Here is a 22,619-nt window from a genome sequence, read left to right as displayed (position 1 = left end):
TTGATTGAGAGCACCCATCACATTTTTCCTGATCAGGCTCTGAAAAGGAGTTTTTGCATGTACAACCCGCAACTGCCAACGGATGGTAGCCATACGCCGAAGGGCACCGCCATGGGCGCCGGCGTTTTCAATCAACAAACCGAACGCCAGGGCAACGAACGGATCCGGTTTCTGCTCAAGAGCTTTGGCCTGCGAACCAGCTTGATTCGCCTGAAAGTCATCGATGCCTTGCTGACCGCCGCCGAAAGCGAGCGCAGCCTGGGCGTGCGCGGCGTGCACAGTCACTTGCTGGAGCTGGACATTCCCCTGTCCTTTCTCAGTGTCCGCGAAGTCTTGAAGCGCTTGTGCGGTGAAGGCGTGATTACCCTCAATCCGGACAAAAGCTACAGCCTGCATCCACAGGCTGCCGCCGTACTTTATAACGAGCAATCCGGCCAGAAAACGTCGCTCAAGGCTTGACCTTGCGACGCATCACGCCATTGATCACCACCACGAGCACCGCCACGCCAATGGCGATGTACTGGAACAGTTGCTCTGTGATGATCCCTGCATTTTGCAGCCAGGAAAGGCCGAACATGATCCCCAGCACCATCAGGGAGATCAGAATCGAGTATTTCAAACGTTGCGACTGGGTCATTGCGGGTTCCTGAACCAAAAAATGTATCCAATTTGTATCCGATTGCATGCCAAGCCCCTACCTTTCTGCGTGAATGAGGGCCTGCAAACGGGGTCTCATGTTACAGCCGATGAAGAGTTTTGACTTCATTGCGGCGATAACCATGAGGATTTTGAAATGTTCCGTCGAATCACACTGCTGATTCCCCTGCTTGCTCTCCTGACCCTGAGTGGCTGCATCGTTTTCCCCCACGGCGGCTGGCATGGCGGCCACCATTACGACCGTGGCGGACCGGGCTACTATCAGCATCGTTAACGTTAAATTGCTTTCTTGACGAGTGAACAACTTACTATTCACCGAAGAACTTATCCTACTAGCCTCGTACAAATGCCTGCTCTATAGCGGGCATTTTTTATATGGGATTATTCTTATTCAGCTGTAATTTTACTTACAAAACCCCACTCTCCCCCCCAAACTTCTAACCAGACACATAACGAAAAGGATCGAAATTTTTAGCCTCACATAAGCACATGAAATTATTCATGGGCCATGGCTACTCTTGCTCTGCTGCCTTATCAAATCTCCAGCACCAACGGGAACGCCATGCACCAACCTTTGATAGATATAAGTCCATCTCGATTATTTTGGTTTTGTCTTGCAATCACTTTTTTCGAACTTCTGACTTATATGGCCAGCGATATGATCATGCCGGCCATGTTGACTGTCACCCATCAACTGGGTGCCAGCCCGAACCACGTTCCTTATGCCTTCACTCTTTACTTGATTGGCGGCATTCTTCTGCAATGGCTTATCGGTCCGCTGTCCGATCACTTCGGTCGTCGCACGATGCTGCTCATCGGTTGTGCGGTGTTCTCTCTGGCCTGTGCCGCAGCGTTCCATGTGCAGAGCATCCTTGCCTTCAACGGCTTGCGCCTGATTCAGGGCATGGGGTTGGGATTTGTCATCGCCGTCAGTTATCCAGCCCTGCAAGAAGTCTTTTGCGAAGCCGACGCGGTAAAAATCATGGCGTTGCTGGGGAACGTTGCGTTGCTCTCCCCGCTGCTCGGCCCCCTGCTCGGCAGCCTGGCGCTGGAATGGCTCTCCTGGCGGGAGCTGTTTTTACTGCTGGGTGTCGGCGGCGCGACGGTCTGGCTCGGGCTTTACCTGTTCATGCCGGAAACCGTGGGTACCTTGCGCCAGGACGGTCAACAATTGGCTGCAGTGCCCTTTGAATGGGGCGGCACCGTGCGTCGATACGCCGCTTTGCTCACCAACACCCGATTCCTGAGCGCTACCGTCGCCTTGGGACTCATGAGCCTGCCGTTGATTGCCTGGATCGGGTTGGCGCCACTCTTGCTGATCCAAAGCCAGGGACTTTCTCCTCTGCAATATGGCCTGTGGCAAATCCCGGTATTTGCGGCCGTTATTCTCGGCAATCTGATACTCAGCCGATTGATTGCCAACACTGAACTGCCCCAACTGATTCGATACGCGCTCTGGCCATTTTGCGGCGGGCTCATTGCCTTGGTCGCCATCACTTTCACCAGCGCTTCAACGGTGCTGCTGATCAGTTGCCTGTCGATATATGCCATCGGTCTTGGCATGAGCAATGCCGCGCTGTACCGGCTTGCACTGTTTTCCAGCGACGACAGCAAAGGCCTGGTCTCGGCCATGATCGGCATGCTCTCCATCGCCGTCATGGGGGGCGGCGGCTCGATTATCGCCGCACTGGGTGCCGGTGACAGCCTTGAAGCCTTCGCCCTGATGGCCGGTCTGACGGGGCTCTCGTGCCTGGTGCCCTTGCGACTGTTTCTGCGGCGCTCTCACCTCACGCTTGCCGTCTGACACCACCCAATAGGTCCTTTGATGATCCATCTACCTCACACCGATGCGCTTTGCGCGTTAACGCAACCCTATTGCCTGGATTCCGTGCCGGCAGGCCTGTTCGACCAGGCCATGGGCGAAATCAGCCTGTTTCATTGTCATCACACACCTGGATACGAACGCTGGCTGAGCGCCAATGATCTTGATGCCCACGACCTGGAGACACTGGATGACTGGTCAAGGCTGCCACCGATTTTTGCCAATTACTTCAAACGTCATTTGGTAATCGGCCCCACAGGCAAAGGCGCGCTGGAGCTGACATCGTCCGGCACCAGCGGCCAGAAGAGTCGCATGCGCTACGACCATCGCAGCATGGCCGCGGCACAAGGCATGGTGAGCCACATTTTCCGGCATTACGGCTGGGATACCCCGGACAGCCCCTGCAATTACCTCCTGCTGAGCTATGAGCCCGAGGCGGCCATCACGCTGGGAACGGCCTACACCGATCAGTTTCTTTGCAGCTATGCCCCCATCAACCAAGTCGTTTACGGCTTGCGCCTCACCGGCAAAGGCCACGAATTCGACCTTTTCGGTGTGATTCGTGCCTTGCAGGCGTTTGCCGAGGAAGGATTGCCCGTTCGCATTCTCGGTTTTCCGGCGTTCCTTGCGCATGCGCTTCAATGCATGGAGGACACCGGCGTGGCCGACTTGCAGTTGCCTGCCCAGTCACTGGTGTTTCTGGGGGGCGGCTGGAAAACCCAGGCGGCACAGGAGATTCCCCTGCATCAGTTGTATGCCCGAATCAACCGGCAGTTGGGTATCGAACTGTCCCGCTGCCGGGACGGCTATGGCGCCGTGGAGCATGCCGTGCCCTATATCCAGTGTGCCCACCATCATTTCCATGTACCGATTTACTCGAAGGTTTTCGTGCGCAACCCATCTGATTTCACTGTCCAGCCATACGGCCAGCGCGGCTTGCTGGAGTTCGTCTCCCCGTACATTTCGTCCAGTCCTGCTCATGCCGTGGTCATGAACGATCTTGCAACGCTGCATCCCGGCGCCAGTTGCGGATGCGGCCTGACGACAGATTGGTTCGAGTTGCATGGACGTGCTGGCACCAGCGTCAGTCGCAGCTGTGCCATGGCCGCTTCAGAACTGATCGGGGGGGCCTGATATGTACCTGATCAATGGCCAATTGCGTGAAGACGTCACCCCGCAAAGCGCCCTCGAGCTCCTTCAGCAACCGCTACCCCGGCTGCTGGCTGAGCCAATCGATAGCGATACCGTGATCGAATCCGCTGCTCGCTTTGCCGCGCAATTGCAAGCTCGCAGACTGGACCTGCCCCTCGACGACGACCAATGTCAGGGACTGATCGATTTTTGCCAGCGCAGCAACCTGAACACAAAGCTTGAGCGAGAGCTGGGCCTGCAACCGCGCTCACTACGACGTATCGACTACCGGCAGCCGTGCTTCGAAAGCTGGCACCCGTTAGGGCTGGTGGTACATATCACCCCGGGCAACGCGCCGCTGCTGGCGTTCTGCGCGGTACTGGAAAGCCTGTTGGCCGGCAACATCAACTGGCTTCGACCCAGCTCCAACGATCAAGGTTTGACTGCACAGTTGCTCGCCGCCCTTGTGCGGTGCGACACCAGCGCCAGACTGGCCGAATTCGTAGCGGTTCTGCCGGTGAACATCTCTGCCATTGCGCAACTCTGCGCCAAGGCCGATGGGGTATCCGCCTGGGGCGGAGAAACGGCGCTCAAAGCGATCCGTCAGCAGATCCCGGCCGGCTGTCGCTGGATCGATTGGGGACACAAGATCAGCTTCGTCTATCTGTCACCTGAAGCGGCGAATCCTTCGGCACTCGATGCATTGGCAGATGAAGTCTGTCGACTGGATCAACAGGCGTGCTCCAGCCCTCAATGGGCGCTGGTGGACAGCAACGATCCGGCCGTATTGCACAATCTGGGTGATCGACTGGCCGATGCCTTCAACCGTCGCGCCTCACACTGGCCGGCGTTAGTGCCGACAGACCAGGAGGCGTCGGAAATCAGCACCCGCACCGCCATGGCGCAGCTCGATCAGTGTTTCAAGAACCAGACCGGCCGGGTGTGGACCGGCCCCGGATGGCGGGTCATCTGGGAGCATCATCAGACGCTCACGCCGTCGCCGCTGTTTCGTACGGTGCTGCTCAAGCCAGTCCCGCAGCACCTGCTCGCCGAGACGCTGTTGCCCTGGCGCACCGTTCTGCAAAGCTGCGCGCTGATGTGCCCCTCGGCAGAGACGCCCGAGCTGGTTCGAACATTGCTCAACGCCGGCGTTAGCCGCATTACGCCTTGCGAGTCGATTCATGACGGCTATGCCGGTGAGCCCCACGATGGCGTCTACGCGCTGTCGCGCCTGAGTCGCCGCCTCTCGGTGAGCCTGCCGCCGGATGCCTCGACTGGCCGTGCAACGCTCGACCCGCTTGCACCCGCTCCTGACACAGCCCATGGCCTGATCATGGACAAAGGCACTTTCATGACCCAGCCGATCGACTCCGCAGCACAGTTGTACTTCCGCTCCGGCGGTAGCAGTGGGGTCCCGGCCCTGGCCGGTTTCAGCTATCGCGACTTTCAAAGGCAAATGCGCGCTGCGGCTGATGGCATGTTCGCCGCTGGGCTCGACCCTGCACAGGACCGGGTGATGAACCTGTTCTACGGCGGAAACCTGTACGGAGGCTTTTTCAGTTTTTCGAAAATTCTTGAACAGATGGGCGTTGCACATTTACCCATGGGAGCTCCCCAGGACGATGACTTCGACGAAATAGCCCAACTGATCGTGGACCAACGCGTCACCGTGCTGATCGGCATGCCCAGTACGCTACATCGGCTGTTTCTCAACGAGCAGGCCCGACTCCGCGCCTACGCCGGTATCAGTAAAGTGTTCCTTGGCGGCGAGCATCCGGGAGAGGCCAGTCGACGCCTGATGGAAAGCTGTGGGGTGTCGACGATTCGCTCTGCCATCTATGGCTCCGTCGATGCTGGTCCCCTGGGGCATGCCTGTCGGGCGACCGCGGACGGCGTGTTTCACTTGATGTGCGAAACCCAGCATCTGGAGATCGTTCAGCTCGAACAGGATGTGCCGGTGCAGGCCAATGAGATCGGTCGCCTGCTGTTTACGTCCCGCGCCCGAGAGGGTCAGCACGTGTGCCGATATGACATCGGAGACACTGGCCGCTGGATACCCGGTGCCTGCGCTTGCGGACTGGAGACGCCGCGATTCGAACTGCTGAAGCGGCACGGCAAACTGGTGCGCATTGGCACTGAATTCATTTCCCCTTCGGCGCTGGAGCACAGCGTGGGAGTCCCCATTCAAATTGTTCTGGACCACGTCGCCGACGGGATCGAACGAATACACGTTCTCGCGGACGCAGACGCCGCCTGGGTCCACGAAAAACTGCTGACCCACGAAGCTTTGGCGAGTGCGGTGAGTGCAGCACTTTTAATTGTGGAAGTGACAGCGTGCGCCGAACAAGCATTCACCCGAAACAAACACAGCGGCAAAACCCCATTAATGATCGATCAAAGAAAACAGCAAGCCGACGTCCACCGGGACGCCTGATATAAAGAGAACTCAGTGAAAGCCATTTATTCGTTTGAACAGCTAATACCTTATATAAGGCAACACTCCAACTTCTACAGCAAATGCCTGGCGCACTTGCCCACGGAGGGTATTACTTTAAAAGACTTACCGTTAACCAACGTGGCCGACTATTGGGCCGGCAGCAATGACTTGAATAGTTGGCCAGTCCTGACAGGAAACGTCGACGATGCGCTGGTGTTTAAAACCGGTGGCTCGACCAGTCAGGGCAAGCTGGCGGTGTACTCCTTCGAGGAATGGCAAACTTTTGTCAGCACGTTCGGAGCCAGCCTCTCCTCTCAGTTGAACAACGGCGACCGGGTCGCCAATCTGTTTTTTTCAGGGGATCTCTACGCCAGCTTTCTGTTTATCCACGACGCCCTGGCGCATGTCGGGCGATCCATCTGTGAGTTTCCGTTTACCGGAGACGTCGAGCTGGACGTACTGGCGGATGCCATTGCGCGACATCGGATCAACGTTCTGGCCGGAGTGCCGGCACAGTTACTGCGATTTGCGGCGTACCTGGCGCAGCATCGGCGTGTGTTATGTGGAGTCGAGACGCTGCTGTATGGCGGCGAAAGCCTGTTTGCCCCGCAGCTGGCAATCCTCGGCGAGGTGTTCCCCAACGCCCGTATCGCCTCCATTGGCTATGCCAGCGTGGACGCCGGACTCATAGGTGCCAGCCATCGCGACTGTGCATTGGGCGAACATCGGGTGTTCGAACAACAAACCCTGCTGGAAATCGTCGATGAACACACCGGTGAAGTGATTGAGGAGTGCGATCGCACCGGGTTGTTGGTGCTGACCAACCTGACGCGCCGGCTGATGCCGCTGCTGCGCTATCCGGTAGGCGACCGTGCCTGTTGGTGTGAACCGGCCGCAACCCCGATGCGTAAATTCGTACTCAAAGGGCGCAGTGCCCACAGTCAGCGAGTACGAGTCGGTGTGCTGTCGCTGTTTACCGAAGAAATACAGGAGATCGTTCAGCGCGCAACACGCAGCGAGCAATGGCAGTTGCTGATCGAACAGGCCGACCACAAGGATGTGTTGAGCGTGATGTGGGTGCCCGAACCTCAGTTACAACCCGTCGAGCCGGCGCGCCGCGCATTGCGTGAAACGCTGCTTGCCCACTACCCCGCTATCGACGACCTGAGCCGCGAAGGTCTGCTGGAGTTGCGGGTGCTGGCCTGCACAACCACAGACCTGAAGCTTCACCCGCGCTCGGGTAAACAACTGCGGGTGCTGGATTTGCGAGTGTATGACGTTCCCCCGCTGGAGCCCGTATGATGGCCCGATTGATTTTTCGACCCTACCGCCCCTCCGACGCCGGTGCCGTGAGCCGGTTGTTTCGAGAGGTTTACGGCGACCATTATGTTCAGCCGGATGTCTACCTGCCATGCATGATCAGTCAGCACAACGCCGAGGGCCGCTGGCAATCGATGCTGGCCGTGGACGGCATACGCGTTCTCGGGCATGCCGCGTTGTGTCGCGATACACCTTCGAATACCGCCGAACTGGCTCTCAGCGTGGTACATCCCGTAGCTCAGGGACAGAGTCTCGCGACCCATCTGGGCCGCGAGTTGCTGAGGCTGTCAGGTGCTCTGGGGCTCAAGAGCGTCTCGATCAAGCAAGTGACCCATCACCCCTATACGCAACGCATGGCCGAAAAAATCGGCTTTCACAGCACTGGACTGCTTCCAGATTACGTTCCTTCGCCATTCGCTGAACCACTGCCGGAAACCATTGTGATGGGTTGTCACATGATTGACGGACACTCACGCCCGCTTCCCGACATCCCTTGGCCCGAACGCTACCGAGCGTTTATGCAACACCTGTGCTCGGTGTTTGGAACCCACCAGGACAAAGCGTCACGGCCTGCGATGCCCTTGCAAATCAAACAACACCAGAATCGACTCGATATTGTCATTCAGCGCTTGAACAGACACTTGCTTGAGCAGCTCTGGCAACTGCCCAGACACTGGCTTATCTCGGCCAGACTCGAACTGTCCCGGTACTTCACCCGGGATCTGCGCAGTTTGTCGGCGCGGGGCTTCGCCTTCACCGGCTTGATGCCCACGCCGGGCGACAATGGCTGGTTCGCCCTGTTTCATCGGGGCGTCCAGTCTCGCCCCCTCAACCTTCAGTGCTCGCAAATGCAACAGTTGCATGACGACTTACAGCAGAACGCCAATGCCACGAACACACACAGTAGTGCCAAAACACTGAGTGGAACTCGCTCAGCCGCTTGAGTCTTGTCTATGAAAACCATTAGCCGGTTGTGCACAGAGTTCCACCATCCAGTCGACGAACACCCGCACCCGCCGGGATAACTGACGGTGAGGAGGATAGAGCGCCGTGACCGGCATACCCGGTGGTGGCACATCCCCCAGGATTTCGATCAAACGCCCCTCTTTCAACTGGCGGGCTACGTGATAATACGGGGTCTGGACCAAGCCATATCCCGCCTCACACGCCGCCAGATAACCATCGGCGCTGTTGACCGAGACGTGCTTGGGCAGGTCGATCAACCGCGGCTGCTCATCGACTACAAACTCCAGTCCGTAGCGTTTTCCAGTGTGATTGGAAAAGTATTCCACCATCCGATGCCCCTTCAGATCCTCCAGACACCGCGGAGTCCCGTGACGCTGCAAGTACTCAGGGCTGGCACAGGTGACCTGGTCCATCATGACCAGCGGCCGCGCCACCAATGAATCGTCCAGAGCCGAGCCACCCCGCAACACGCAATCGACGCCTTCGCGAATCAAATCCACAGGCCGGTCATTCAAACCGATCTCCAGCTCGATCAATGGATAGCGGGAAGTGAACTGCGGCAACGCCGGGATCACGATCAAACGCCCTATTCCCGCGGGCATGTCCACTCGCAGCAGACCTTTGGGGTTGTGGCGAGCAGCGGAAAATACGGCTTCGGTCTCCTCCAGATCCGCCAGCAACCGCACGCAACGCGGGTAATAAGCAGCGCCATCGAGCGTCAGGCTGATCTGGCGAGTGGTGCGTTGCAGCAGTTGTACGCCCAGATGGGCCTCAAGTTGCTTGATCAGAATGGTCACCGAAGCCCGGGGCAATTGCAGGCTGTCCGCCGCTTTGGCAAAGCCGCCCAATTCGACGATTCGGGTGAACACGCGCATGGCGTTGAGACGGTCCATTGCTTTGGTTTACCGGTTGATTATTTAGAATTTGCAAATAGTGATAGCAGTTTTAGCCTGTTTATCTTGTTTCTGTCGAGATCAACAATGGGCTTCAATTCACAGGGAGCTGATTTCATGCAAACACGTCAACTGGGTAAAAACGGTCCGCAGGTTAGCGCGATCGGGCTGGGCTGTATGGGCATGACCGATTTCTACACCACGGGCGTGGACACCCGTGAAGCCATCGCCACTTTGCACCGCGCATTGGAACTGGGGATCAACCTGCTCGACACGGCAGATATGTACGGCCCACATAACAACGAAGAGCTGATCGGCAAGGCCATTGTCGGCAAGCGTGAGCAGGTGTTTCTGGCCAGTAAGTTCGGCATTGTCCGTGACCCGTCCAACCCCGATGCACGGGGCGTCAACGGTCGACCGCAATACATTCGCGACGCTATTGACGGCACCCTCAAACGCCTCGGCGTGGAAACCCTGGATTTGTATTACCAGCACCGCATCGATCCGCAGGTGGCCATCGAGGAAACCGTCGGCGCCATGGCAGAACTGGTGAAGGCCGGCAAGGTGCGTTACCTGGGATTGAGTGAAGCATCGGTCGCCACGCTGGAGCGAGCGAACAAGGTTCATCCGATCAGCGCACTGCAAAGTGAATATTCGCTGTGGAGCCGCGATCAGGAGGAGAACGGTTGCCTGGCCGCGTGCCAGCGTCTGGGCGTTGCCTTCGTACCTTACAGCCCGTTGGGCCGGGGCTTTTTGACCGGTGCACTGAGAAGCCCGGATGACTTCGCAGCCGACGACTACCGTCGTTTCAGCCCGCGTTTTCAAGGGGACAACTTCGCGAAAAATCTGTTGCTGGTGCAGCAGGTGCAGGCCCTGGCCGCCGACAAGGGCGTGACGGCGGGCCAACTGGCGTTGGCGTGGGTCTTGGCCCAAGGGGATTACCTGATCCCGATTCCAGGCACCAAACAGCGTAAATACCTGGAAGAAAATGTGGCCGCGCTGGAGGTGAAATTGAGCCGTGAAGAGTTGCAGGCCCTGGAAGCAATATTCCCGGCCAATGCCACGGCAGGCCTGCGTTATCCGGAAGAGGTCATGAAGTTGCTCGACCGGTAAGCGGTTCCCTGTGGGAGCGGGCTTGTGTGGCGAGGGAGCTTGCTCCCGCTCGGCTGCGAAGCAGTCGTAAACCCTTTACATGCGGTTTAACTTTGAAATGCCGGGGTCGCTGCGCGACCCAACGGGAGCAAGCTCCCTCGCCACAGCCCGCTCCCACAATGGATTGCCCAACGCTGTATTACTTCGAAACAATCCGCCACCTCTTCGCGAGTGAAAAGGGTCAAAATGCATCTTTTTGGCCGCAATCCGAGACGAGATTCCCATGCGAACCTACCTGCGCCTGGCCGCCCTGAGCGCCCTCTTCATTTCCTCCCTGACTCAGGCCGCCGACCTGATCCCCATCGAAGTTCACCGCGACGCCAACTGCGGCTGCTGCAAAAAGTGGGTCAGTCATCTGGAAGCCAACGGCTTCAAGGTTGAAGATCATGTCGAAGCCGACATGAGCCAATTCAAGCAACAACACGGCGTGCCACCTCGCCTGGCGTCCTGCCATACCGGCTTGATCAACGGCAAATTCGTCGAAGGCCACGTGCCGGCCGAGCAAGTACTGGCCTTGAGCAAGCGTAACGATCTGTTGGGGGTTGCCGCCCCCGGCATGCCCATGGGCTCGCCCGGTATGGAAATGGACGGCATGAGCGACGCCTACCAGGTGATCGGCCTGAAAAAGGACGGCACTGACGTGGTGGTGGCGGACTACCCCGCCCATTGATGTTCGGCGCATACATCGGGTTGTTTCTCGCGGCGTTCGGTGCCGCGAGCCTGTTGCCCTTGCAGTCCGAAGCAGTGCTGATGGGGCTGTTGCTCAGCGGCCAGTATTGGCTCTGGTCATTGCTGGCGGTGGCCACGCTGGGCAACGTGCTGGGCTCGCTGCTGAACTGGTGGCTGGGGCGCGGTATCGAACGGTTCCGCGATCGGCGGTGGTTTCCGGTCAGCCCTCGCCATCTTCAACAAGCCCAAAAGCACTATCAGCGCTACGGTCATTGGTCCTTGCTACTAAGCTGGGTACCGATCATCGGCGACCCTCTGACGCTGGTGGCTGGCGTCATGCGCGAGCCGCTGGGGCGTTTTCTGGTGATCGTGACGTTCGCCAAGGGCGCCCGCTACGGTGTGTTGGCCATCGCCACACTGGGCTGGATGGGTTGAACGATCATGCAGCGCCATAGCCCCGTAGCAGCTGTCGAGCTTGCGAGGCTGCGTTCGGCTGCGAAGCAGTCGTAAAACCAGAACTCGCGGTGTGTCAGGCAGACCGCGTCAGCCGAACTCACGACTGCTTCGCAGCCGAACGCAGCCTCGCAGGCTCGGCAGCTGCTACAAAGAATGCGTCGCCGCCTGTGTTTAATGTCACCCTAATCACGCCAATCCAGCATCGGCGGATTTCCTGTGGAGTTCACCCATGTCGCCCATTCTCTCCCGCTGGTTGCCCGGTCTGCTGCTGACGGCGGCACTGCCCGTTTTCGTCCACGCCCGGAACGAAGCCGAAACGCCGCAATACGGTCCGCAACTTCAGGGCTTTGAGTACCCCTACACGGTCAAGCATTTCGCCTTTGAGTCTCAGGGCAAATCCCTGCAGATGGGTTACATGGACGTCGCGGCCCATGGCAAGGCCAATGGCCGCAGCGTGGTGCTGATGCATGGCAAGAACTTCTGCGGCGCCACCTGGGAGAGCTCGATCAAGGCGTTGAGCGAGGCCGGTTACCGGGTTATCGCCCCGGACCAGATCGGCTTCTGCACCTCCAGTAAACCGGACCACTATCAATACAGTTTCCAGCAACTGGCCACCAACACCCAGCAACTGCTCAAAGCCCTGGGCATCCAGAAAGCCTCCTTGCTCGGGCACTCCACCGGCGGCATGCTCGCCACGCGCTATGCGCTGCAATACCCCGATCAAGTCGAACAACTGGCGTTGGTCAATCCCATCGGCCTGGAAGACTGGAAAGCCCTCGGCGTGCCGTATCGCACAGTTGATCAATGGTATGAGCGCGAGCTGAAAGTCACGGCGCAAGGTATCCACGACTACCAACGCACCACCTATTACGATGGCCGCTGGAAGGCGGAGTTTGACCGTTGGGTGAACATGTACGCAGGCTTGGCCAAAGGACCGGGCAAAACAGCGGTGGCGTGGAACTCGGCGCTGATTTACGACATGATCTTCACCCAACCGGTGTACTACGAGTTCAAGGACCTGAAAGTGCCGACCCTGCTGCTGATCGGGACCTCCGACACCACGGCCATCAACAAGGACATCGCACCGCCCGAGGTCAAGGCGAAAATCGGTCATTACGACGTACTCGGCAAGCAAGTAGCGAAACTGATTCCACAGTCGACGCTGGTTGAATTCCCGGGCCTTGGCCACGCGCCGCAGATGGAGGAGCCGGCGAAGTTCCATCAGGCGTTGCTCGAGTGGCTGAACAAAACCAATCCCGTTCGTTGATGAGGTAAGGCTGATGGCTGTGCAGATTGCGGTGATCGATGACTGGCAGGACGTAGCTCGCGACGTGGTGGACTGGTCGGTGCTGGACAGCATCGGCCAGGTGAGCTTTCTCCATGACTACCCTGCCGACAACGAAACCCTGGCCGAACGTCTGGGCGCATTCGAGGTGATCTGCGTGATGCGCGAGCGCACCCGGTTTGACGAAGACCTGCTGCGCCGCTTGCCCACACTCAAACTGCTGGTCACTGGCGGCATGCGCAACGCCGCCCTGGACCTGAAAGCCGCCGCCGCGCTGGGCATTCAGGTCTGCGGCACCGACAGCTACAAACACGCCGCCCCCGAACTGACCTGGGCGCTGATCATGGCAGCAACCCGCAACCTGGTGGCCGAAGCCAACGCCTTGCGCGCAGGTCAATGGCAGCAAGGCCTGGGCGGCGACCTGCAGGGCAAGACGTTGGCGATCCTCGGTCTGGGCAGCATCGGTCAGCGGGTAGCCCGGTTCGGTCAGGTGTTTGGCATGCGCGTCATCGCGTGGAGCGAAAACCTCACCAGCGAACGGGCTGCCGAAGTCGACGTCACCTATGTCAGCAAGCAGGAACTGTTCGAGCAGGCCGATGTGCTGTCGGTCCATCTGGTGCTCAGCGAGCGCAGCCGAGGGTTGGTGGACGCTCAGGCGCTGGACTGGATGAAACCCACAGCATGGCTGGTCAATACCGCACGCGGGCCAATTGTCGATGAGTCGGCGTTGATCAAGGCGCTTCAGAAAAAACGCCTGGCGGGCGCTGCGCTGGACGTCTTCGAGCAGGAGCCGTTGCCCCGCCATCATCCCTTCAGAACGCTGGACAATGTACTGGCCACGCCTCATGCCGGGTATGTCAGCCGGCAGAACTACCAACTGTTTTTTTCGCAGATGATCGAAGACATTCAAGCTTGGGCGGCCGGGGAACCGGTTCGGATTCTGAACTAGGACCGCGTTATCGTTCTTCGCGGGCAAGCCTCGCTCCTACGGGGTTTGTGTCGACCGTAATACCGTGACCGACACAAACCCCGTAGGAGCGAGGCTTGCCCGCGAAGAGGCCCTCAAACCCACCACATCTCCCCAAGCCCTACGCACCGCAATGGTGCAATTCACAACCCATCACGCCCGGTCATTGTGACTTTCAAGTCCGATTTGACCCACACCCAAAAACAAACCTGCCCTTCGTCGGTGCATATCCCTGCGCAAAGCCTCGTTTTTGCATGCTCATCCAACCGATTGTCGAACAAATTCCCCGGTTAACCGACCCCGCTCTAAGTTCTGGCCTAGACTGATTTTCGCGGGGTAAAACCGACCGGTCATTCGGTGAAAAAAATCGAAACTTTTAGTGCTGGCCGCTGGTCAGGTTAAAGGTAGGGCCACAGCGACTGGTGCATTCCTTGCAACAGCCACTTCACCCATTCTGCTTCAGCGCATGGGCAGCACTTGCTCACCGATGCGTAGCGCGTTAGCGCCCGGCCACAGGATTTGGCCACGAACACCGTTTGTGCCAGACCTAGAATTAGATCAACAACACGGGAGATTCATATGATCAGTGCGGCTTTAGATATTCAGGGAGAACGTGCTCATCAGCAGGTCGGGGAAACGAGCGCCATCGGCGCCCTCAGTGCCAAATCGGCCAGCGTGCCGGTCCCCAAGACGCTGGCACCGGCGGCCAGTCAGAATCCCAACAAGAAGAAAGTCCTGTTCGTTACCTCGGAGATTGCCGATCTGGTGAAGACCGGCGGCCTGGGCGACGTTTCCGCTGCGCTGCCGCGGGCCATGGCTCACCTGCACGACGTTCGTGTGCTGATCCCCGGTTATCCGCAAGTGATGAACAGCGAGAACCCGATTCATATCATTGGTGAACTGGGTGGGCACGCAGCATTGCCGCCCTGCAAGATCGGGCGCATGGATATGCCCGACGGCCTGGTCATTTACGTGTTGATCTGCCCTGAACTGTACGAGCGCGAAGGCTTGCCTTACGGCGCCAACAACGGCCGCGACTGGCCGGACAACCATATTCGTTTCGCCCGGCTGGGCCTCGCGGCAGCCGATATCGCCGCCAACCTCGCACAAATTCACTGGTGCCCGGACCTGGTGCACGCCCACGACTGGCCTGCCGGCCTGGCGCCCGCTTATATGCACTGGCGCGGGCAACGCACCCCGACCCTGTTCACCATCCACAACCTGGCGTACCAGGGCGTCACCAGCCTCGGCTCGTGCCCGGAACTCGGGATCCCCATGCATGCCTTGCAACAGGAAGGCATGGAGTTTTACGGCAAGATGTCGTTCCTCAAGGCCGGCATGGCCTATTCGAGCCACATCACCACCGTCAGCGCCACCTATGCCCAGGAAATCACCACGCCGGCCTTCGGCTGCGGCCTCGACGGTTTTCTCGCCGCCAAGACCCAGCAAGGTTTGCTCAGCGGGATTCCCAATGGCATCGATGAAAGCTGGGACGCGGCCACCGATCCGCACCTGTTCCACCCGTTCGCCATCGGCGACTGGGACGGCAAAGCCGTCAACGCGGCGCACGTTCGCAGGCTGTTCGACCTCGAAGACTCCGAAGGTCCGCTGTTCGCCGTGGTCTCGCGGCTGGTCTACCAGAAAGGCCTGGACCTGACCGAAGCGGTGGCTGAAGACATTGTCGCCAACGGCGGCCAGATCGCGATCATCGGCCGTGGCGAGCCCGAAGAAGAACAAGCCATGCGTGAACTGGCGTTGCGCTTCCCCGGGCAAATCGGCGTGCACATCGGCTTCAATGAAACCGACGCCCGTCGGATGTTCGCCGGCAGTGATTTCCTGCTGATGCCTTCGCGTTACGAACCCTGCGGTCTGAGCCAGATGTACGCCCAGCGCTTCGGTTCATTACCGGTAGCGCGCAATACCGGTGGCCTGGCCGACACCATTGAAAACGGCGTGACCGGTTTCCTCTTCGACGAATCCACGGTAGAGAGTTATCGCGAAGCCCTGAGCCGCGCGTTCAAGGTATTCGCCTACCCCGGCCTGCTCAACGCCATGCGTTGCCGAGCCATGACGGCGCCCTTCAACTGGTGCAAGGCGGTCGAACCCTACGCCGAACTCTACGAACAACTGGTGGCTCAAGCGCTGGGCAAATCGGGCAAACAGTAAGAGGCTTTCAACGATGCCGTTACGGACCCTTGAGACCTGGCCCCACGGCGCAGTCATGCTGGACGCAGAACACACGCGTTTTGCCTTGTGGGCGCCAGATGCGTTTTTTGTCAGTCTTGAACTGGAAACCGGGCAATCCCTGCCGTTGCTGCCTCAGGCCGATGGCTGGTTTGTGATCAAGGCCCGCTGCCCCGCGGGTACCCGCTACCGCTACAACATCGATGGCGAGCTGGAGGTGCCGGACCCGGCCTCCCGCGCCCAGGCAGGCGATATCGACAGCCACAGCGTGGTGGTCGATCCCCTCGCCTATGCGTGGCAACACAGCGCCTGGCAGGGTCGGCCATGGAATGAGGCTGTGATCTACGAACTGCACGTCGGGGTACTCGGCGGTTTCAGCGAGGTCGAGCAGCATCTGGCGCGTTTGGTCGAACTGGGGATTACCGCCATCGAACTGATGCCGCTGGCGCAGTTCCCCGGCGAGCGCAACTGGGGTTACGACGGCGTTTTGCTTTACGCGCCCCAGGCTTCCTACGGCTCGCCCGAACAACTCAAACACCTGATCGACACGGCCCACGGCCATGGCCTGGCGGTGATTCTCGACGTGGTCTACAACCACTTCGGCCCGGACGGCAATTACCTGCATCGCTACGCCAAAGGCTTTTTTCGAGAAGACCAACACACCCCGTGGGGCGCGGCCATCGACTTCCGGCGGCGCGAGGTGCGCAACTTCTTTATCGACAACGCGCTGATGTGGTTGCTGGAGTACCGCTTCGACGGCCTGCGCCTGGATGCCGTGCACGCCATCGAAGACCCGGACTTCCTTCAGGAGCTGGCGCAACGGGTTCGGCGGCAAACCGATCCGGCGCGGCACGTGTGGCTCATGGCGGAAAATGAGCACAACCAGGCCAGCTTGCTGGAGCAAGGTTTCGACGCGCAGTGGAACGACGACGGCCACAACGCCCTGCACGTTTTGCTCACCGGTGAAACCGATGCCTATTACGCCGACTATGCCGAGCAGCCCACCGAACAACTCGCCCGTTGCCTGAGCCAGGGCTTCGTGTTTCAGGGCCACATCACACGCCACGGTACGCCCCGAGGTGAGCCGAGTGGTCACTTGCCGCCCACGGCCTTCGTGCTGTTCCTGCAAAACCACGACCAGATCGGCAACCGCGCCTTTGGCGAGCGCCTGCATCAACTGGCCCGGCCTGATGCCCTCTACGCCGCCACCGCGTTGCTGCTGTTGTCGCCGATGATCCCGCTGATGTTCATGGGCGACGAGTTCGCCGCCGAGCAACCGTTCCTGTTCTTCACCAGCCACCACGGTGAACTGGCGGAACTGGTGCGCGAAGGACGGCGCAATGAGTTCGCGGCGTTCAGCGCCTTTACCGACCCGCACAAACGCGAGCAAATTCCCGACCCGAACGCGAAACAGACCTTCGAGGCTTCACGGCCGAAACTGACCGCCACCCGCCAATCGCCGATTTATGACCTGTATCGCCAACTGCTGCAGATTCGCCATCAACACATCATCCCGCACCTGCCCGGTGCCCAGGCGCAGGGTGCGCAGGTACTGGCCGAAGGCGCGGTGACGGCGCGTTGGCGGCTGGGCGATGGCCGTCAGTTGCGCATTGACCTGAACCTCAGCGACACGCCCGTGGTCCACACCTCACAGGCCGACGCTATGTTGCTGTTCGAACACCCGCCGCGATCGGCCGGCCTATTGGATCAGGGCACACTTGTCCCGTATTGCGCGCTAGTCACCCTCACGGCCGCACCCCCTTTGCTACCCCCGGATAGAGAGCGCCCATGAGCGAAACGCAACTGGAAATACTGGCCAGCCGAGCAGGCCTGGCCGTCGACTGGATCGACGCCAATGGCCGTCCACAGAAAGTTACCCCGGCGGTGTTGCGCTCGGTGCTCAGTGGACTTGGCCATCCCGCCAATTCCGCCCAGGAGATCGACGCCAGCCTGGTGCAATTGCAGGAGGTGCAACAAACCCGGCACCTGCCACCGCTGCTGACCTGCGACGTCGGCGTCGGCCTTGATCTGGCCCACTACTTCGAACCGCAAACCCCGTGTGAGATCCATCTCGAAGACGGCTCACGGATCAACCTGAAGCTCGATGACAACGCTGTTTTGCCCGGGCTGGTGCCGGTGGGTTATCAGCATGTCAGCATCGACGATCAGTCCTTCACCCTGGCGGTGGCGCCCGAGCGCTGCTACAGCGTTGGCGATGCCGTTGACAGTCAAAACCCGCGTACTTGGGGCCTGAGCGTGCAGTTGTACTCGCTGCGCCGTCCCGGCGATGGCGGATTCGGCGATACCCAGGCCCTCGAAGATCTGGCCCGGGTGGCCGGCGAACGGGGCGCCGAAGCGTTGGCGATCAGCCCGCTGCATGCGATGTTCAGCGGCGACACCCAGCGTTACAGCCCTTACTCACCGTCCAGCCGTTTGTTTCTCAACAGCCTGTACGCGGCGCCCGGTGCGATTTTCGGTGAACGCGCCCTGCGCACCGCGATCGACTCCACCGGCCTTGCCGCTGAGCTCAAGCACCTCGAAACACTGTCGCTGATCGACTGGCCCACGGCCGCCGAGGCCAAGCATCGCTTGCTGGAAGCTTTGTATGAAGGGTTCGTCCACGGCGAACATCCCTTGCATCCAGACTTCAGCAGCTTCCGCCATGCCGGTGGCGAAGCGCTGGAAAATCATTGCCGCTTCGAAGCGATCCAGGAAGCCCGTGCCCTTCGCGGTGAAAGCCTCGACTGGCGTGAGTGGCCCGAGCAATGGCGTGACCCGCGCAGCGCCGCCCTGACGCAATTTGCCGAAGAGAACTCGTCCCGCATCGGCTACTTCGCGTTCTGCCAATGGCTGATTGCGCGCAGCCTGGAGCGCGCCCAGAGCGCCGCCCGCGGTGCCGGCATGGGCATCGGCCTGATCGCCGACCTGGCGGTGGGCGCCGACGGCGGCGGCAGCCAGGCCTGGAGTCGCCAGGATGAATTGCTCGCCTCACTGACCGTGGGTGCGCCACCGGACATCCTCAACCGCGCCGGCCAGGGCTGGGGGATTTCTGCGTTCTCCCCTGAAGGTCTGGTGCGCAACGGCTTTCGCGCGTTCATCGAAATGCTGCGGGCCAACTTCGGCCATGCCGGTGGCCTGCGCATCGATCACGTCATGGGCCTGCAACGACTGTGGGTGATCCCCAATGACGCGCCGCCCAGCGACGGTGCCTACCTCTATTATCCGGTGGACGACCTGCTGCGCTTGCTGACCCTCGAATCCCATCGGCATCAGGCCATCGTTCTCGGCGAAGACCTCGGCACCGTACCCGACGGCCTACGCGAAAAACTCATCGCGCGCTCGATCCTCGGCATGCGCGTGCTGCTGTTCGAACAGGACAACACGCACTTCAAGCCGATTCTCGACTGGCCGGACAACGCCCTGGCAACCACCAGCACCCATGACCTGCCGACGCTCAATGGCTGGTGGCACGGTCGCGATATCGACTGGAGCGCTCGCTTGAGTCTGGTCGACGCCCCGGGTGAAATCGAATGGCGCCAACATCGCGAACGCGAGCGCGAAGGCCTGCGCCGGGTGCTGAGCCAGGACCCGCAGAATTTCCGCGAAGAGTCCCACGAAACCGATCAGGTACTCGACGCCGCCATCCGGTTCCTCGGTCATACCCGCGCGCCACTGGTGTTGCTGCCGCTGGAAGATGCCCTGGGTATCGAACAGCAGGCCAACCTGCCCGGCACCACCGACACCCACCCCAACTGGTCCCGCCGGTTGCCCGGCGACAGCGAAGCCCTGCTCGATGACCCGGATGCCGCCCGACGCCTGGAACTGCTCGCCTGTGCGCGACTTCAGGCGGCCGAGCGTGACCAATGAATCAACCGCTGACCCAACCGCTGCGGGCGACGCTGCGGCTGCAATTCCATAAAGGTTTCACACTGGATCAAGCGGTGCCGCTGGTGCCGTACTTCGCCAGCCTGGGCATCAGCCACGTCTACGCCTCGCCGCTGCTCGCCGCCCGCGCAGGCTCCATGCATGGCTACGATGTGGTGGACCCGACCGCGGTCAACCCTGAACTGGGCGGCGAAGCTGCATTGCGCCGCTTGGTCAGTGCGTTGCGCGAACACCACATGGGGCTGATCCTCGACATCGTTTCCAACCACATGGCCGTCGGCGGTGGTGACAACCCCTGGTGGCTCGACTTGCTGGAATGGGGACGGCTGAGCCCTTACGGCGAGTTCTTCGACATTCAATGGCACTCACCCGACCCATTGATGGAAGGCCAGTTACTGTTGCCCTTCCTGGGCAGCGATTACGGCGTCGCCCTGCAAGACGGCACCCTGCCCTTGCGTTTCGATGCCCAAAGCGGCGCCTTTTATGTCGAGCACTATGAGCATCACTTCCCGATTCGCCCCACGGACTACGGCGAATTGCTCAAGGCGGATGAGCTATTGAATGCCGAGCAGGTCGAGCAACTCAAATCCCTGGCAGATCGCTTCAGTACCTTGAGTTATCAGACCGACGCCCACAGCCTGGCGATTCCACTGAAAACAGAGCTGCGGGAACTGGCCAGCGATCCGGCCATTCTTCAGGCCATCCAGCACACCCTCGGCACTTACGACTCGCTCACCCCCGAGGGTTTTCAGCGCCTGCATAACCTGCTGGAACACCAGAGCTATCGCCTGGCCAGTTGGCGCACCGCGGCGGACGACATCAACTGGCGGCGCTTTTTCGATATCAATGAACTGGGGGGCCTGCGCGTCGAACGCCCGGCGGTGTTCGAAGCCACCCATGCAAAAATCTTCGAGCTGGTGGCCGAAGGCCTTGTCGATGGACTGCGCATCGACCACATCGACGGCCTCGCCGACCCGCGTGGTTACTGCCGCAAACTGCGGCGCCGGATCGATCGCCTGGCACCGGAGCGGCACCTGCCGATTTACGTCGAGAAGATCCTCGGCGAAGGCGAAACCCTGCACCGCGACTGGTGCGTCGATGGCAGTACCGGTTACGAATTCATGAACCAGTTGTCGTTGCTGCAAACCGACCCCGAAGGCGCCCAGCCCCTGGGTGAACTGTGGAGCCGGCACAGCGAACGGCCCGCCGATTTCCGCCAGGAAGCGCAACTGGCACGCCAGCAGATTCTCAACGGTTCCCTGGCCGGGGATTTCGAAAGTGTCGCCCAAGCCCTGTTGCAAATAGCCCGGGATGACCTGATGACGCGGGACCTGACCCTCGGCGCAATCCGTCGGGCCTTGCAGGAACTGATCGTGCACTTCCCGGTGTACCGCACCTATATCAGCCCGCTGGGCCGAAACTGCGCCCAGGACGAGGTGTTTTTCCAGCAGGCCATGGACGGTGCAAGGCAAACCCTCGGCGAGGCCGACTGGCCGGTGCTCGATTGCCTGGCCGGCTGGCTCGGTGGCCAACCCTGGCGCAAGCGCCCGGTGGGCCGCCCGCGCAAACTGCTCAAGCATGCGTGCGTGCGCTTCCAGCAGCTGACCTCACCGGCGGCGGCCAAGGCCGTGGAAGACACCGCGCTTTATCGCTCGGCGGTGCTGTTGTCGCGCAACGATGTCGGCTACAACACTGAACAGTTCAGCGCACCGGTGGCTGACTTCCACGCTGCCTGCGCCAATCGCCTCGCCGAATTCCCCGACAACCTGCTGGCCACCGCGACCCACGACCACAAACGCGGCGAAGATACCCGCGCGCGGCTGGCGGTGTTGAGTGAACGCAGCACTGGGTACACCGCGCAGGTCGAACACTGGCGAACCCTGGCCGGCAAACTGCGCGTTGAACCCGGCGCGCCCTCGGCGGGCGACGAGCTGATTCTCTATCAAGCGATCCTCGGCAGTTGGCCGTTGGAGCTTCGCCCTGACGATCAGGTGGCGCTCGAGGGCTACGCTAAACGCCTCTGGCAGTGGCAACAAAAAGCCCTGCGCGAAGCCAAGTTGCAAAGCAGCTGGAGCGCGCCCAACGAGGGGTATGAACAAGCGACCCAAGGGTTTCTCGAACGCCTGCTGCTGAGCCCCGAAGGCCAGCCACTGCGCACGGCCATCGGTGCGGCAGCGCAGAGCATTGCCGCCCCAGGCGCACTGAATGGATTGGCGCAAACCTTGCTGCGAATGACCGTGCCGGGGGTACCGGACCTCTATCAGGGCAACGAGTTCTGGGATTTTACGCTGGTCGATCCGGACAACCGTCGGCCGGTGGATTACGTCAGCCGTCAACAGGCCATGCACGTTCGGCTGGACCTGCCCGATGTGTTGGCGAGCTGGCGTGATGGGCGCATCAAGCAAACCCTGATCGCCCAGACGTTACACCTGCGTGCCGAGCATGCCGGGCTGTTTCAGAAAGGGACTTACCAAGCCCTTGAAGTCCTCGGCAGCCAGGCTCACCGGGTACTGGCGTTTGTTCGTGAATGGCAGGGAAAACGGGCTATCGTGATCGTACCGATACGCTGTGCCGAATTGCTGGAAAACAGTGCCGATCCACAGGTTGACGCGCAGCTGTGGGGCGATACCCGAGTCCAATTGCCGTTCGCCGCGCCTGACGAAAATCTGAAGGGACTTTTTGCAAGCGTCGCAGTCACAAAACACAGGGAGCTGATGGTCAGCGCCGCGCTGGGGGATTTCCCGGTCAATCTCTTTATCCAAACGACCCAAGCTTGAGTTCAGTTCAGGAGCATT

General features: G+C 60.1%; 18 protein-coding genes. 16 read left to right on the top strand and 2 right to left on the bottom strand.

Translation table 11 applies throughout. The features are described from left to right. Positions 1-57: 57 nt before the first annotated feature. Entirely contained in the window at positions 58-459 is a 402-nt protein-coding gene (locus tag ACA044_RS13815) for a fe2+ zn2+ uptake regulation protein (protein WP_497446847.1), read from the top strand. Here ACA044_RS13815 and ACA044_RS13810 read toward each other — a convergent pair. Beyond that, the gene (locus ACA044_RS13810) at positions 449-637 is read right to left on the bottom strand and encodes a hypothetical protein (RefSeq protein WP_497446846.1); all 189 of its coding nucleotides are present in this window, start codon (positions 635-637) and stop codon (positions 449-451) included. The genes ACA044_RS13815 and ACA044_RS13810 overlap by 11 nt on opposite strands. 156 nt (positions 638-793) lie before the next feature. Between ACA044_RS13810 and ACA044_RS13805 the strand changes: the two genes are divergently transcribed. From ACA044_RS13805 to ACA044_RS13780, 6 genes are all read left to right on the top strand, one after another. Beyond that, positions 794-931 carry a hypothetical protein gene (locus ACA044_RS13805; protein ID WP_008155215.1) on the top strand — a complete coding sequence of 46 codons (138 nt, stop codon included), beginning with the start codon at positions 794-796 and terminating at the stop codon, positions 929-931. A gap of 288 nt (positions 932-1,219) precedes the next feature. Then, on the top strand, positions 1,220-2,461 hold the full coding sequence (locus ACA044_RS13800; RefSeq protein ID WP_497446845.1) for an MFS transporter: 1,242 nt from the start codon (positions 1,220-1,222) through the stop codon (positions 2,459-2,461). A gap of 21 nt (positions 2,462-2,482) precedes the next feature. Next, complete coding sequence (locus ACA044_RS13795; RefSeq protein ID WP_497446844.1) at positions 2,483-3,613, top strand: LuxE/PaaK family acyltransferase; 1,131 nt, start codon at positions 2,483-2,485, stop codon at positions 3,611-3,613. A gap of 1 nt (position 3,614) precedes the next feature. Continuing rightward, positions 3,615-6,044 carry an acyl-CoA reductase gene (locus tag ACA044_RS13790; protein ID WP_497446843.1) on the top strand — a complete coding sequence of 810 codons (2,430 nt, stop codon included), beginning with the start codon at positions 3,615-3,617 and terminating at the stop codon, positions 6,042-6,044. A 15-nt stretch (positions 6,045-6,059) separates the two neighbouring features. Then, positions 6,060-7,349 (top strand): AMP-binding protein, encoded by a 1,290-nt coding sequence (locus ACA044_RS13785; protein WP_497446842.1) that lies wholly within the window; start codon positions 6,060-6,062, stop codon positions 7,347-7,349. After that, positions 7,349-8,311, top strand: coding sequence for a GNAT family N-acetyltransferase (locus tag ACA044_RS13780; RefSeq protein ID WP_497447220.1), 963 nt, complete (start codon positions 7,349-7,351; stop codon positions 8,309-8,311). Before ACA044_RS13785 ends, ACA044_RS13780 begins: the two co-directional genes overlap by 1 nt. On the opposite strand, the gene ACA044_RS13775 is transcribed toward ACA044_RS13780, so the two are convergent. Continuing rightward, positions 8,300-9,226: a LysR family transcriptional regulator gene (locus tag ACA044_RS13775; RefSeq protein ID WP_497446841.1), complete on the bottom strand. Its 927-nt coding sequence runs from the start codon at positions 9,224-9,226 to the stop codon at positions 8,300-8,302. The two genes, ACA044_RS13780 and ACA044_RS13775, sit on opposite strands and share 12 nt — an antisense overlap. 117 nt (positions 9,227-9,343) lie before the next feature. Between ACA044_RS13775 and ACA044_RS13770 the strand changes: the two genes are divergently transcribed. The 9 genes from ACA044_RS13770 (at position 9,344) to ACA044_RS13730 (ending at position 22,601) form a co-directional block, all read left to right on the top strand. Next, the gene (locus ACA044_RS13770; protein WP_497446840.1) at positions 9,344-10,339 is read left to right on the top strand and encodes an aldo/keto reductase; all 996 of its coding nucleotides are present in this window, start codon (positions 9,344-9,346) and stop codon (positions 10,337-10,339) included. 262 nt (positions 10,340-10,601) lie between these two features. Continuing rightward, positions 10,602-11,048 (top strand): DUF411 domain-containing protein, encoded by a 447-nt coding sequence (locus tag ACA044_RS13765; RefSeq protein ID WP_497446839.1) that lies wholly within the window; start codon positions 10,602-10,604, stop codon positions 11,046-11,048. Further along, positions 11,048-11,482: a YqaA family protein gene (locus ACA044_RS13760; RefSeq protein ID WP_497446838.1), complete on the top strand. Its 435-nt coding sequence runs from the start codon at positions 11,048-11,050 to the stop codon at positions 11,480-11,482. Before ACA044_RS13765 ends, ACA044_RS13760 begins: the two co-directional genes overlap by 1 nt. A 250-nt stretch (positions 11,483-11,732) precedes the next feature. After that, positions 11,733-12,770 (top strand): alpha/beta fold hydrolase, encoded by a 1,038-nt coding sequence (locus tag ACA044_RS13755; RefSeq protein ID WP_497446837.1) that lies wholly within the window; start codon positions 11,733-11,735, stop codon positions 12,768-12,770. 13 nt (positions 12,771-12,783) lie between these two features. Beyond that, positions 12,784-13,737 (top strand): D-2-hydroxyacid dehydrogenase family protein, encoded by a 954-nt coding sequence (locus ACA044_RS13750; protein ID WP_497446836.1) that lies wholly within the window; start codon positions 12,784-12,786, stop codon positions 13,735-13,737. A 597-nt stretch (positions 13,738-14,334) separates the two neighbouring features. Continuing rightward, the gene (gene glgA, locus ACA044_RS13745) at positions 14,335-15,921 is read left to right on the top strand and encodes a glycogen synthase GlgA (protein ID WP_497446835.1); all 1,587 of its coding nucleotides are present in this window, start codon (positions 14,335-14,337) and stop codon (positions 15,919-15,921) included. 13 nt (positions 15,922-15,934) lie between these two features. Beyond that, entirely contained in the window at positions 15,935-17,731 is a 1,797-nt protein-coding gene (treZ, locus tag ACA044_RS13740) for a malto-oligosyltrehalose trehalohydrolase (RefSeq protein WP_497446834.1), read from the top strand. Next, positions 17,728-19,806 (top strand): 4-alpha-glucanotransferase, encoded by a 2,079-nt coding sequence (malQ, locus tag ACA044_RS13735; protein ID WP_497446833.1) that lies wholly within the window; start codon positions 17,728-17,730, stop codon positions 19,804-19,806. The genes treZ and malQ overlap by 4 nt, the downstream gene beginning before the upstream one ends. Then, positions 19,803-22,601 (top strand): malto-oligosyltrehalose synthase, encoded by a 2,799-nt coding sequence (locus ACA044_RS13730; protein ID WP_497446832.1) that lies wholly within the window; start codon positions 19,803-19,805, stop codon positions 22,599-22,601. Before malQ ends, ACA044_RS13730 begins: the two co-directional genes overlap by 4 nt. The last annotated feature ends 18 nt before the right edge of the window (positions 22,602-22,619 follow it).

It is taken from the genome of Pseudomonas sp. LBUM1673 (genome assembly GCF_059695645.1).
Note: the sequence above shows the minus strand (reverse complement) of the source record. Positions and strands in the feature narration are given on the sequence as shown.